The sequence below is a fragment of the Streptomyces lichenis genome (genome assembly GCF_023218175.1).
Classification (GTDB): domain Bacteria; phylum Actinomycetota; class Actinomycetes; order Streptomycetales; family Streptomycetaceae; genus Streptomyces; species Streptomyces lichenis.
The window spans coordinates 14312-26599 of sequence record NZ_JALPTH010000039.1; the positions used below are offsets into that span (position 1 = coordinate 14312).

12 protein-coding genes and 1 riboswitch are annotated in these 12288 nt (G+C 75.6%); of the genes, 3 read left to right on the forward strand and 9 right to left on the reverse strand.

Annotated elements, in window-relative coordinates; translation table 11 throughout:
• Positions 1–23: 23 nt before the first annotated feature.
• From M1O15_RS28690 to M1O15_RS28725, 7 genes are all read right to left on the reverse strand, one after another.
• Positions 24–692 carry an O-methyltransferase gene (locus tag M1O15_RS28690; protein ID WP_248637130.1) on the reverse strand — a complete coding sequence of 223 codons (669 nt, stop codon included), beginning with the start codon at positions 690–692 and terminating at the stop codon, positions 24–26.
• 38 nt (positions 693–730) lie between these two features.
• Positions 731–1603, reverse strand: coding sequence for an ECF transporter S component (locus M1O15_RS28695; protein ID WP_248637131.1), 873 nt, complete (start codon positions 1601–1603; stop codon positions 731–733).
• On the reverse strand, positions 1600–3297 hold the full coding sequence (locus tag M1O15_RS28700; RefSeq protein WP_248637132.1) for an ABC transporter ATP-binding protein: 1698 nt from the start codon (positions 3295–3297) through the stop codon (positions 1600–1602). Before M1O15_RS28700 ends, M1O15_RS28695 begins: the two co-directional genes overlap by 4 nt.
• Positions 3294–4454: an energy-coupling factor transporter transmembrane component T family protein gene (locus tag M1O15_RS28705; protein WP_248637133.1), complete on the reverse strand. Its 1161-nt coding sequence runs from the start codon at positions 4452–4454 to the stop codon at positions 3294–3296. Before M1O15_RS28705 ends, M1O15_RS28700 begins: the two co-directional genes overlap by 4 nt.
• On the reverse strand, positions 4451–5134 hold the full coding sequence (locus tag M1O15_RS28715) for an SCO2322 family protein (RefSeq protein ID WP_372499607.1): 684 nt from the start codon (positions 5132–5134) through the stop codon (positions 4451–4453). Before M1O15_RS28715 ends, M1O15_RS28705 begins: the two co-directional genes overlap by 4 nt.
• Positions 5131–6465, reverse strand: coding sequence for an SCO2321 family membrane protein (locus tag M1O15_RS28720; protein ID WP_248637134.1), 1335 nt, complete (start codon positions 6463–6465; stop codon positions 5131–5133). Before M1O15_RS28720 ends, M1O15_RS28715 begins: the two co-directional genes overlap by 4 nt.
• Before the next feature lie 155 nt (positions 6466–6620).
• Positions 6621–6708, reverse strand: a riboswitch (cobalamin riboswitch).
• A gap of 81 nt (positions 6709–6789) precedes the next feature.
• On the reverse strand, positions 6790–7377 hold the full coding sequence (locus M1O15_RS28725; RefSeq protein ID WP_248637135.1) for a TetR family transcriptional regulator: 588 nt from the start codon (positions 7375–7377) through the stop codon (positions 6790–6792).
• Positions 7378–7592: 215 nt separating this feature from the next.
• On the opposite strand from M1O15_RS28725, the gene M1O15_RS28730 reads away from it, so the two are divergent.
• The 3 genes from M1O15_RS28730 to M1O15_RS28740 are packed head-to-tail and all read left to right on the forward strand — an operon-like array spanning position 7593 to position 10911.
• The gene (locus M1O15_RS28730) at positions 7593–9059 is read left to right on the forward strand and encodes a glycosyltransferase family 4 protein (protein ID WP_248637136.1); all 1467 of its coding nucleotides are present in this window, start codon (positions 7593–7595) and stop codon (positions 9057–9059) included.
• The gene (locus tag M1O15_RS28735; RefSeq protein WP_248637137.1) at positions 9053–9814 is read left to right on the forward strand and encodes a class I SAM-dependent methyltransferase; all 762 of its coding nucleotides are present in this window, start codon (positions 9053–9055) and stop codon (positions 9812–9814) included. Before M1O15_RS28730 ends, M1O15_RS28735 begins: the two co-directional genes overlap by 7 nt.
• Positions 9811–10911: a prenyltransferase/squalene oxidase repeat-containing protein gene (locus tag M1O15_RS28740; RefSeq protein WP_248637138.1), complete on the forward strand. Its 1101-nt coding sequence runs from the start codon at positions 9811–9813 to the stop codon at positions 10909–10911. The genes M1O15_RS28735 and M1O15_RS28740 overlap by 4 nt, the downstream gene beginning before the upstream one ends.
• A gap of 24 nt (positions 10912–10935) precedes the next feature.
• On the opposite strand, the gene M1O15_RS28745 is transcribed toward M1O15_RS28740, so the two are convergent.
• The gene (locus M1O15_RS28745) at positions 10936–11229 is read right to left on the reverse strand and encodes a hypothetical protein (protein ID WP_248637139.1); all 294 of its coding nucleotides are present in this window, start codon (positions 11227–11229) and stop codon (positions 10936–10938) included.
• 165 nt (positions 11230–11394) lie between these two features.
• Positions 11395–12255 carry a DUF5336 domain-containing protein gene (locus M1O15_RS28750; protein ID WP_248637140.1) on the reverse strand — a complete coding sequence of 287 codons (861 nt, stop codon included), beginning with the start codon at positions 12253–12255 and terminating at the stop codon, positions 11395–11397.
• Positions 12256–12288 lie beyond the last annotated feature (33 nt).

A 12288-nucleotide genomic window follows, 5' to 3' on the forward strand; every position in this document is an offset into this window, starting at 1 on the left:
CTGCCGTGTACGGGCCGGAACGGTCAGTCCGTGACGCGGGCGATCAGCATGCCGTCCCAGCCCTTGCCGCCGACCGTCTGGACCGCCGTGGCGTCCAGCCGGGGGTGCTCGGCCACCAGGTCGAAGGTCTCCCGGGTGCCCCGCACCGACGGGTCATCGCCGGAGCCGTCGACGACCGCGCCGCGGCGCACCACGTTGTCGACCACGATCAGGCTGCCGGGGCGGGTGAGCTTCAGCGCCCACTCCACATAGCGCGGGTTGTTCACCTTGTCGGCGTCGATGAAGACCAGGTCGAACGGGCCCGCGCCCTCCTCGACCAGCTCGGGCAGCGAGTCGAGCGCCGGCCCGACCCGTACCTCCGCCACCTTCTCCAGCCCGGCGCGGGCGAGGTTGCCCCGGGCCACCTCCGCGTGCGCCTCGGCGTACTCCAGGGTCACCAGCCGGCCGTCCTCGGGCAGCGCGCGGCCCAGCCAGATGGTGCTGTACCCGCCGAGCGTGCCGACCTCCAGGATGGCCCGCGCGCCGATGGAACGGGCCAGCAGCTGGAGCAGCTTGGCGTGCGGCGGGGACACCTCGATCTGCGGCAGTCCCGCCGCGTCGCTCTCGGCGAGCGCGGTGCTCAGCACCTCGTCGGCGGGGAGGAGGCGGTCGACCACGTACTCCTCAACGGCTTTCCACTGATCTTGAGTCATAGGGGAAACGTACGCCAGTTCGCCTTCTCCCCGGAGCGCTACGGCGACTTGTCGCCATCCATATGACCATCATGACCATCGGCTTGGAACGCGGGCCGGGCGTCGAAGGCGGCCCGGCGGGTCGCCCGGCGCAGCGCCCGCAGCACCGCCGGGCCCACGGTGGCGACCAGCACCACGGTGAGCACCGCCCGCCCCAGGTCCCAGCCGAGCGAGGTCGCCGCGCAGTACGCCAGGAAGCGCAGCAGGTTCTCGGTGAGCGGGTCGCCGGGCCGGAACGAGATCCCGCTGCCGACACCCTGGAGCAGCACCCAGCCCTGGAGGTTCATCACCATCCCGTACGCGAAGGCCGCCACCGCCCCGTACCCGGCCAGCAGCGCCAGCTCACCGCGCCCGCGCAGCACCCGGCCGCCCGGCAGCAGCCCCGCGCCCAGGGTGAACCAGCCCATCGACAGCATCTGGAACGGCAGCCACGGCCCGACCCCGCCGGTCAGCAGCGCCGAGGCGAACATGGTCACCGACCCGAGGACGAAGCCGAAACCGGGCCCCAGCACCCGGCCGCTCAGCACCATCAGGAAGAACATCGGCTCCAGCCCGGCCGTGCCCGCGCCGAGCGGCCGCAGCGCCGCGCCCACCGCCGCGAGCACACCGAGCATGGCGACCGCCTTGGCGTCCAGCCCGCTGTCGGCGATGGTGGCCAGCACCACCGCGACCAGCAGCGGCAGCAGCGCCGCCAGCAGCCACGGGGCGTCCAGGGAGCGGCTGACCAGGGCCGAGGAGGGGTCGGCCAGCAGCGGCCAGCCGAACGCGGCCACCCCGACCAGGCTGACCAGCAGCAGCGCGGCCACCGAGCGCGGCCCGAGGCGGATCGGGCGCCCGCCGGCCTTCGGGGAGGCCGGCCCGGTACGGCTCACAGTGCCGCCTCCACCTGGGCGACCGTCAGCCACGGCCGGGGCGCCAGCACCTTGGCCACCTGCGGGGCGAAGGAGGGGGAGGAGACCACCACGTCGGCGGTCGGCCCGTCGGCGACGACCTCGCCGTCCGCCAGGATCACCACCCGGTGCGCCAGTTCGGCGGCCAGCTCCACGTCATGGGTGGCCAGCACGATCCCGTGCCCCTCGGCGGCCAGCCCGCGCAGCACCCCGGCCAGCCGGGCCTTGGCCGCGTAGTCCAGGCCCCGGGTCGGCTCGTCGAGCAGCAGCAGCGGCGGGCGCGCGGTCAGCACCACGGCCAGCGCCAGGGCGAGCCGCTGCCCCTCGGAGAGGTCGCGCGGATGGGTCGCGTCGGCCACGTCCGGCAGCAGCGCGGAGACCAGCTCCCGGCAGCTGCCCGGGGCCGCGCCCGCGTCGGCGTCGGCCGCCCGGCACTCGGCGGCGACGGTGTCCGAGCAGAGCAGGTCGCGCGGCTCCTGCGGGACCAGGCCCGCGTGCCGGATCAGCTCCTTGGGCGCGGTGCGGTGCGGCTCCAGGCCGTGTACGCGGACGGTGCCGCCGGCCGGCTCCACCATCCCCACCAGCGCGCCGAGCAGGGTGGACTTGCCCGCGCCGTTGCGCCCCATCAGCGCCACCGTCTCCCCGGGCGCGACCCGCAGGTCCACCGCCCGCAGCGCCTCCACCCGGCCGCGCCGCACGGCCAGCCGCTCCACGGTGAGGAGGGGGGCGGCGTCCGGTACGGAAGCCGGATTCCGCCGCAGCAGCCGGGCGAGCGGCCCGCGGGCCGGGACCCCGCCGCCCGACCCTTGAGCCGCAACCGGAGCCGAAAACGGAGCCGGAACCGGAACCGGAACCGGGGAGTCCGCCAGGCGCTCCCGCAGCGGGGCGGCGCGGCGACGGGCGTCGCGGACGGTCAGCGGTACGGGCTCCCAGCCGGCCAGCCGGGCCAGTCCCACCACCGGCGGGTACACCGGGGAGTGCGCCATCACCTCGGCGGGCGGCCCCACCACCACCGGGGCGCCGGGGGCGGGCAGCAGCGCGACCCGGTCGGCGTACTGCACCACCCGCTCCAGCCGGTGCTCCGCCATCAGCACGGTGGTGCCCAGGTCGTGCACCAGCCGCTGGAGCACCGCGAGCACCTCCTCGGCGGCGGCCGGGTCCAGCGCGGAGGTCGGCTCGTCCAGCACCAGCACCCGGGGGTGCGGGGTGAGCACCGAGCCGATCGCCACCCGCTGGCGCTGACCGCCGGAGAGGGTGGCGATCGGGCGGTCCCGCAGCTCGGCCAGGCCCAGCAGGTCGAGGGTCTCCTCCACCCGGCGGCGCATCACCTGCGGCTCGATGCCCAGCGACTCCATGCCGTAGGCGAGTTCGTCCTCCACCGTGTCGGTGACGAAGTGGGCGGACGGGTCCTGGCCCACGGTGCCGACCACATCGGCCAGTTCGCGGGGGCGGTGGGTGCGGGTGTCGCGGCCGTCGACGGTGACCCGGCCTCGGAGGGTGCCGCCGGTGAAGTGCGGCACCAGCCCGCAGACCGCGTTCAGCAGGGTGGACTTGCCCACCCCCGACGGGCCCGCCAGCAGCACCAGTTCACCCTCCGGGACGGTGAGGTCCACCCCGCGCAGCACGGGTGCCCCGGCGCCCTCGTAGACCACCGAGACGTTCTCGAAGCGGATCAACCCACTGCCTCCTTCTCCGACGCGCGGACGGGGTTCCTCGGTACGCGGACGGGGGCGGCGGGCTGCCCCGGCACCGGGGCGACGAACGCGGGCAGCAGGCCCGGCAGTACGGCGAGCGCCGGCCACAGCGGCAGCCCGGGCGCCTCCAGCGGGACGACCCCGGGGTGCAGCGCCGGGCTGTCCAGGGCGAGGACCAGGGCGGCGACCAGCAGCCCGGAGCCGGCCACCAGCCAGGCCCGGACGCCCCAGCGGTCCGGCCGGTAGCGGGTGCGCACCGAGCGGCGGCCGCCCAGGCGCAGCCCGGCCAGCGCCAGCGCCGTACCGGCCGCCGCGCACGGCAGCCCGTAGCCGATCCCGGCCTCCCCGCCCGTACCGCCGGCCGTGAGCAGCCCGTACACCCCGATGACGACGGCGAACAGCCCGCCCAGCGTCAGGACGGCGGTGAGCCGGCGGACGGCCGCCGGGACCGGGGCGGTACGGCCGAAGCCGCGCGCGTCCATCGAGGCGGCCACTGCCACCGAGCGCTCCAACGCCCCCTCCAGCACCGGCAGTCCGACCTGGAGCACCGCCCGCACCCCGCCGGTGGACCGGCCCCGCAGCCGGCGGGCGGTGCGCAGCCGCAGCACATCGGCGACCAGGGTCGGGGCGAAGGTCATCGCGACCACCCCCGCCACCCCCGCCTCGTACAGCGCGCCCGGCAGCGACTTCAGCAGCCGCGCCGGGTTGGCGAGCGCGTTGGCCGCGCCCACGCAGATCAGCAGCGCCGCCAGCCGCGCCCCGTCGTAGAGCGCGAACACCAGCTGCTCGGCGGTGACCCGGCCGCCGAGCCGGATGCCCCGCGCCCAGTCGGGCAGCGGCACCTCGGGCAGGGTGACCAGTACATGGCTGCCCGGGATGGGCGAGCCCAGCAGCACCGAGAAGACCAGCCGGAGCAGGAGTACGGCCAGGCCCAGCTTGACGAACGCCCCGTACGCCCGGGCCCAGGGCGCGTCGGTGCGGCGGGCCGCCACCACATAGCCGGAGACCGCGACCAGCAGCCCGAGCAGCAGCGGATTGGTGGTACGGGAGGCGGCGACCGCCAGGCCCAGCGCCCACAGCCACCAGGCGCCGGCGTGCAGGGCGTTGGACCGCCGGGCCTCCGGGGCGCGCAGCCTCATCGGCGCCGGCGCCTGGCCTGCCAGACGGCCGCGGCGGCGATCACGGCGACGGCCGCCGCCCCGGCCGCCAGCCCGACCGACGGCCCGTCCCCATCAGCACCGGAACCGGAACCGGAATCCGAAGCGGAAGGGGAAAGGGAGGCCGTGGCCGACGGGGTGGTGGCCACCTGCTCGCCGCAGCCGGTCCTCGGGTAGCCGGAGATGGCGCAGAGCAGCGCGCCGTCGCCGTAGCGGAGCGGCTTGGCCACCGCCGCCAGGGCCTCGGCGCTGGTGGCGTCCTCGTCCACCCGGGCGCAGGCCTCCCGCTGGGCGGGGGGCCGTTCGCCGGTCGGGGCGTCCGCGGCGGTGCCGAAGTCCAGCACCACGGCGACCCGCTTGGTGCCCTGCGGCGCCGGGCCGGAGCCGCAGACGGCGGCGAAGTCGGGGGCGGGGCGGGGCTTGGTGGCGTCGGCGGAGTCGGCGCTGACCGCGAACCGGTAGCCGTTGACGTCCCCGTCGGCCGGGCGGGCGGTCGCCGGGCCCTGGGTGGCGTAGGTCCAGGCCCCGCCGCCGCTCTCCCAGAACGACCAGTAGCGGTAGCCGGCCGCCCGCGCCGGACCGGCGGCCGCGACCGTCAGCACGAGCACCGCCGCCAGGGACAGCAGCCCGGCGAGCAGCGCGGAGAGGGGGCGGCGGGTCACGGGGTGCGGTTCCGGCCGCGGCCGCTGATCAGGAAGCCGATGCCGATACCGGCGACCAGGAAGCTGCCGACGACCACTCCGGTGTTGATGCCGTCGCCCTCCTCGTCGCCGTTGCCCTCCTCGCGGGTGGAACCCTGGTCGGTGGCGGCGGCCTCGGGGGTGGGCGCGGTGGCGGGCTGGGGGCCGGTGGCGTTCAGCCGGGCGACCAGGTCGGTGCCGCCGAAGTCACGGGCGTCGGCGCCGGCGGCGTGCGCGGCCAGCACCAGCTGCGCGTAGGCGGCGGGCCCGCCCTGGTCGGCCCAGCCCTCGGCGTTCTTCTCCAGCCACTGAAGCGCCGGCTGGGCCTCCTCGGTGGCACCGGCCGCCGCGAGGGCGATCACCGCGTCGGCGGTGTTGCCGAAGTCGGGCGCGGGCGCGGTCTCCTCGGCGCCCGGCAGCGGCGGCTGCTCCAGATGGCCGCTCCCGGCCAGGGCGTCGGCCAGATAGGCGGCGCCGTTGCGGGCGGCCCGCTCGATCGCCGGCTTCGCCGGGGTGGCGCACTCCGGCTTCTGCTGCGGCTGGGCGCCCCGGGTCCGGAGGTCCTTGCCGAGCCCGGCGAGCACCGCGGCGGCGGTGGCGTCGGCGTTCGCCGCCAGCTTGCCCGCCTTGTCCGGCTGGTAGGCGAAGGCGCCCCCGCCCGGCTCGGCGTCGCAGGGCAGCGCCAGGCCGAGCAGCGCGTCGTACGGGGTCTTCCCGGTGCCGGAGACCAGGTCACCGGGGCGTTGCCCGGTCGCGGCCAGCGCGCTGATCACGAGGGAGGTGGAGTTGGCGTCGCTCGGGGAGCCGGGGTTGTAGCCCCAGCCGCCGTCCTCGTTCTGCGCCTCCTTCAGCCAGGACGCACCCGCCTTCACCGCCTGGTGCGGCGCGCCCTTCTCCTCCTCGGCGCCCTCGGGGTCCTCCACCCCGGTCAGCGCCTGCACCGCGGCCGCCGTGGCGTTGGTGTCCGGCACGGTGGCGTCGTCGCAGGGCTTGTCCGGGGCGGGCCGGTAGGCCGCGAAGCCGCCGCCCGCGCACTGCTGGTCCAGCAGCCAGCGCACCGACTCCCGGGCCGGCTCCACGCCCGACACCTGCTGGGCCATGAAGGCCAGCGACTGGCGCCAGACCCCGTCGTAGGTCGGGTCGCCGGTCCCGTACAGCCCCTCGGGCAGCGCCGGGGCGGCGGGGGAGGAGCTGGGGGAGGGCTTGGGGGCCGCGGAGGCGGCGGTCGCGGGGCCGAGGAGGCCGGTGCCGAGCAGTGCCGCGGCGGCGGCGAGCACGGCGGCGCCGGGGCGGCGGACGCGGACGGTGGTCATGGGGGCCTCTCTGCGCGATGTGCTCGGTACCGGGCCGGGAGCGGGCACCGGCACAACGCGGCGGCCGGGCTCCGGCCCCGCGTCTCCCGACGGTGCCGGCCACCGTCGACGCTCCCGTGGAGCTCTTGGCGGCCCGAGCCGGTCAGTCCGGTACGAGGTGTTCCGACTCACCGCGCGCTGGTGCCCCTGGGGGCGGCGCGGCTCACGGTTGCGGGTCAGTGCCGGATTCGCACCGGCTTCCCCCCGTACGGGACGATGACTGCCCGACCACTTTACCGGTGGGTCGTCCGCGCCCCGACGCCGGAGGCCCCGAGGTCTTCGAGGTCAGCGGTCGACCAGCAGGCTGGCCGTCTCGATGTCGGCGCGGACCTGGTCCAGCGAGGCGCGGCCGCAGAGCCAGGCGATCAGCACCGAGTACCAGGTGTGCTCCACGACCCGGACCGCGCAGAGCTGGTCGGCGGTGGGGCGGTCCAGGCCGGTGGCGTCCACGATGATCGCGGTGGTGCGCCGGGAGACGGCCTCCACCTCGGCGCTGGCGCCCCGGTCGGCGAAGGTCAGCGCGCGCACCATGGCCTCGGCGAGGTGCGGCTCGCGCTGGAGCGCCCGGAAGGCGCGCATCAGGGTCTCGGCGACCCGCTCGGAGGCCCGCTCGCCGGACGGGGGCCGCTTGCGCAGGGTGGTGTGCAGCCGGTCCAGCTGGTCCTGCATCACGGCGACCAGCAGATGGATCTTGGACGGGAAGTAGCGGTAGAGCGTGCCCAGGGCCACATCGGCGGCCTCCGCCACCTCACGCATCTGGACGGCGTCGAACCCGCCCCGCCCGGCCAGCTCGGCGCTGGCCCGCAGGATGGCGCGGCGGCGTGCCTCCTGGCGCTCGGTCAGCGGCACCGCCGCCCTGGCTTCCTCGGTCATCGGTCCCGTCCGTCGTGCCGCTGTCCGTGATGCCGCTGCCACTCCGGGAGGTGTCCGCCGTGGCGGGAATCACCTGTTCCGGCCCGCACAGCGGCGCTACCTGCCGGTAGATTCGATGCTCCTGAACGACCAAGTCTGAAACTTGTTCCAGATTAGCGCCAGCGGTTACGCTCCGGCGAAACGCAGGCAGGAACAGGCGAGAAGGGGGCCCGCGAGTGACCGCCGAGGCCATGGACGCAGGCCCCCGCCGAGACATCGGCACTGACACCGGCACCGGCATCGGCACCGCCTTCGGGCATCCCGCCGGCCCCGCCGGCCCGTCCGGTGACCGCCCGCTGCGGATCGCGCTCCTCACCTACAAGGGCAACCCGTTCTGCGGCGGCCAGGGCGTCTACGTACGCCACCTCTCCCGCGAACTGGCCCGGCTCGGCCACCGCGTCGAGGTCATCGGCGCCCAGCCCTACCCGGTGCTCGACGGCGGGGTCCCGCTCACCGAGCTGCCCAGCCTGGACCTGTACCGGCAGCCCGACCCGTTCCGCACCCCCAAGCACGGCGAGTACCGCGACTGGGTGGACGCGCTGGAGGTCGCCACCATGTGGACCGGCGGCTTCCCCGAGCCGCTCACCTTCTCGCTGCGTGCCCGGCGCCATCTGCTGGCCCGGCGCGGTGAGTTCGACGTGATCCACGACAACCAGACGCTCGGCTACGGCCTGCTCGGCGACCTGGGCGCCCCGCTGGTCACCACCATCCACCACCCGATCACCGTGGACCGGCGGCTGGAGCTGGCCGCGGCGGCCGACCTCAAGCGCCGCGCCTCGGTCCGCCGCTGGTACGCCTTCACCCGGATGCAGAAGCGGGTCGCCCGCCGGCTGCCCTCGGTGCTCACCGTCTCCGGCTCCTCCCGCGACGAGATCGTCGAGGACCTCGGGGTGGCCCCCGAGCGCATCCGGGTCGTGCACATCGGCGCCGACACCGAGCTGTGGTCCCCCGACCCGTCCGTGCCCGAGGTGACCGGCCGGATCGTCACCACCTCCAGCGCCGACGTCCCGCTCAAGGGCCTGGTGCACCTGGTGGAGGCGCTGGCCAAGCTCCGCACCGAGAACCCGGACGCCCATCTGGTGGTGGTCGGCCGCCCCGCCGAGGACGGGCCGGTCGCCCAGGCCATCGAGCGGTACGGGCTGGGCGGGGACGCGGTCCGGTTCGTCAAGGGCGTCACCGACGCCGAGCTGGTCGACCTCTACCGCTCGGCCCAGGTGGCCTGCGTCCCCTCCCTCTACGAGGGGTTCTCGCTGCCCGCCGCCGAGGCCATGGCCACCGGTACGCCGCTGGTCGCCACCACCGGCGGGGCGATCCCCGAGGTCTCCGGCCGCGACGGCGACACCTGTCTGGCCGTCCCGCCCGGCGACGCCGGGGCGCTGGCCCAGGCCCTGGGCCGGCTGCTCGCCGAGCCCGCCCTGCGCGTCCGGCTCGGCGCGGCCGGCCGCGCCCGGGTGCTGGAACGGTTCACCTGGGCCCGCGCCGCCCAGGGCACCGCCGAGCTGTACCGCGAGGCCCTCGCCACCGGGACGCCGGCCGGGACCCGCCGGGCCTCCCGTACCCCGGCGCCCGCGACTCCGCATGCGCGCGCGACCCGCGCCGCCGCCACCCCGAACGACCGCGAAGGCAGGCCGACCCCGTGCTGACCGTCGACTTCACCCGCTTCCCGCTCGCCCCCGGCGACCGCGTCCTCGACCTGGGCTGCGGCGCCGGCCGGCACGCCTTCGAGGCCTACCGGCGCGGGGCCAGGGTCGTCGCCCTCGACCAGAACGCCGAGGAGATCCGCGAGGTCACCAAGTGGTTCGCCGCGATGGCCGAGGCCGGGGAGGCGCCCGCCGGGGCCAGCGCGGTCGCCATGGAGGGCGACGCGCTCAACCTGCCCTTCCCCGACGAGTCGTTCGACGTCGTGATCATCTCCGAGGTGATGGAGCACATCCCCGACGACAAGGGCGTGCTCGCCGAGATGGTCCGGGTGCTCAGGCCCGGCGGCCGGATCGCGGTCACCGTCCCGCGCCACGGCCCCGAGAAGGTCTGCTGGGCGCTCTCCGACGCGTACCACGAGGTCGAGGGCGGCCATATCCGCATCTACAAGGCCGACGAGCTGCTGGCCCGCATCCGCGAGGCGGGGCTGCGCCCGTACGGCACCCACCACGCGCACGCGCTGCACTCGCCGTACTGGTGGCTGAAGTGCGCCTTCGGCGTGGACAACGACAAGGCGCTGCCGGTGCGGGCGTACCACAAGCTGCTGGTCTGGGACATCATGAAGAAGCCGCTGGCCACCCGGCTCGCCGAGCAGGCGCTCAACCCGGTCATCGGCAAGAGCTTCGTGGCGTACGCGACCAAGCCGCACCTGCCCAGCCCGGCCGCCTCCGAGGCCGGCGCGGCGGACGCCGAGCGGTGACCAGCCCCGACCGCGTCGCCGGGCACCTGGTCCTGCCCGGGGTGCTCACCGCCGGGCAGGCCGCCGAGACCGTCGCCTCGCTGCTCGCCGTCCAGCGACCGGACGGCGCCATCCCCTGGTTCCGCGGCCACCACCTCGACCCCTGGGACCACATCGAGGCCGCCATGGCGCTGGACACGGCCGGGGAGCACTCCGCCGCCGCCCGCGCCTACGACTGGCTGGCCCGCCACCAGAACGCCGACGGCTCCTGGTGCGCCGCCTACCACGACGGGGCGTACGACCAGGTCACCGACCACGGCCGGGAGACCAACTTCTGCGCCTATGTGGCGGTCGGCGTCTGGCACCACCACCTCGCCACCGGCGACGACGCCTTCCTGGACCGGATGTGGCCGGTCGTCTACGCGGCCGTGGAGTTCGTGCTGCGCCACCAGCAGCCCGGCGGGCAGATCGGCTGGCGCAGCGAACCCGACGGCACCGTCACCGCCGACGCCCTGCTGACCGGCAGCTCCTCGATCCACCAGGCGCTGCGCTGCGCGCTGGCCATCGCCGAGGCGCGCGAGGAGCCCCAGCCCGACTGGGAGCTGGCCGCGGGCGCGCTCGGCCACGCGGTGCGCCACCACCCCGAGCGCTTCCTGGACAAGGACCGCTACTCGATGGACTGGTACTACCCGGTCCTCGGCGGCGCGGTCACCGGCGAGGCCGCCCGGGCCCGGATCGACGCCCGCTGGGACGAGTTCGTGGTGCCCGGGCTGGGTGTGCGCTGTGTGCTGCCCAACCCCTGGGTCACCGGTGGCGAGAGCTGCGAACTGGCGCTCGCCCTCTGGGCGGTGGGCGAGTCCGACCGCGCGCTCGCCATCCTGAAGTCGCTCGGCCATCTGCGCGCCGAGGGCGGGATGTACTGGACCGGCTACGTCTTCGAGGGCGATGCCGAGACCGGGCGCGAGCCGGCCGTGTGGCCGGAGGAGTTGACCACCTGGACGGCCGGCTCGCTGCTGCTCGCGGTGGCCGCCCTCGGGGGGGACGAGGCGACCACCGCGGTCTTCGGGGGCACCCGGCTGCCCCGCGGCCTGGAACCGGACTGCGCCGACTGCGGCTAGCCGGGGGACCGCCGGGCGGGCGGGTCAGCCGCGGCGGATGCGGCCGGCGATCAGATGGCCGATGAAGAGGTAGACCACCGCCGCCAGGCCGTAGCCCATGACGACCCGGGCCCAGGCCTCGTCGAAGGTGAACAGGTCATAGGACCAGCCCGCGAGGAACCGGGCCGCGTCCGCCACCCACGCCACCAGGTCGTTCGCCCGGTTGGCGTCGAGCAGATACATGATGATCCAGAGGCCGATGATGGCGGCCATGACATCCGCGATGACGACGATCACGGTCGCCGCCTGGTTGCTGCCGCTGCGATGACGGGTTGACATGCTCGACGGATTGCCGCCGGACCCCCGCGCAAACCTCTGCCCATGGGTCCAACCCTGGGTGATCATGGGTGGGTTGGGCCGCGGGCTCCTCACCGTGACACGGCGAAGCCCCCGCCCTGCGGAGAGGGCGGGGGCTTCGTGCGTACGGATTGGCCGGGTTCGGCCTCAGCCGCGCTGGATGCCGGTGGTGTCCTGGAGGACGCCGCGGCGCCCGTCCTGGGTCTGGGCGATCAGCCCGGAGCCGCGCTGCTCCACCGCCAGGTACCAGGTGCCGGGGGCGAGTTCGGCGAGCGGGGTCGGCGAGCCGTCCTCCGGGTAGAGCGGACGGGCCACCGGGACCGCGAACCAGAACGGGGAGAAGTCCCCGCCGGGCGCGGGCGCCGGGGTGGCGCCGCCCTGCGGGGCCTGGCCCGCGTCGGCCGGGGCGCCCGGCTGACCGGCCTGCGAGGCCCCCTGCGGCTGCGGGGCGCCCGGGTAGCCGTAGCCGCCCTGCGGGGGCTGGCCGCCCTGGGTGCCGTACGGCTGGCCCTGGGCGCCGGGGTAGCCGTAGCCGCCCTGCGGCTGGCCGCCGTACGGGCCCGGGACCTGCGGACGCGGGGCCCCCATCAGCGGGGCCTTGAGCGCGGGGACCAGCGGGGCGGCGATGGCGCCGGCGGCCAGCACGATGGCGGCCAGCAGGCCGAGGATCATGCCCGCGCCCGCGTCGGAGGGCATGTCGATGATGGTCCAGAACGCCGTCCACAGCGCGAAGACGCAGAACGCCACACCGAACTGGCCCAGGTCCAGCCCGGCCACCTTGCGACCCGGCAGGGCGCGGCCGACCACGACCAGCGCCGCGCCGATGACACCGGCCAGGAACATGCTCATCAGCAGGCCGAGGCTGTCCCAGGCGTTGGTGCCGTAGTCGGAGCAGTCGATGCCGCTCGGGCAGTCGATACTGGCGAGATCGAGGAACGAGGCGATGAACAGCACCACCGCTGCTCCGATCACCACGCCGTCGCCTCTAGTGAGGGATCGGATGTTCACGTGAAAGAGTCCTTCGTCGGTTGTCTCATCGGG

Excerpts from the sequence above, each read along its gene's own strand:
- M1O15_RS28745 (WP_248637139.1), bottom strand. The coding sequence starts at position 11,229 with ATGTCAACCCGTCATCGCAGCGGCAGCAACCAGGCGGCGACCGTGATC.
- M1O15_RS28725 (WP_248637135.1), bottom strand. The coding sequence starts at position 7,377 with ATGACCGAGGAAGCCAGGGCGGCGGTGCCGCTGACCGAGCGCCAGGAG.
- M1O15_RS28690 (WP_248637130.1), bottom strand. The coding sequence starts at position 692 with ATGACTCAAGATCAGTGGAAAGCCGTTGAGGAGTACGTGGTCGACCGC.
- M1O15_RS28705 (WP_248637133.1), bottom strand. The coding sequence starts at position 4,454 with ATGAGGCTGCGCGCCCCGGAGGCCCGGCGGTCCAACGCCCTGCACGCC.
- M1O15_RS28720 (WP_248637134.1), bottom strand. The coding sequence starts at position 6,465 with ATGACCACCGTCCGCGTCCGCCGCCCCGGCGCCGCCGTGCTCGCCGCC.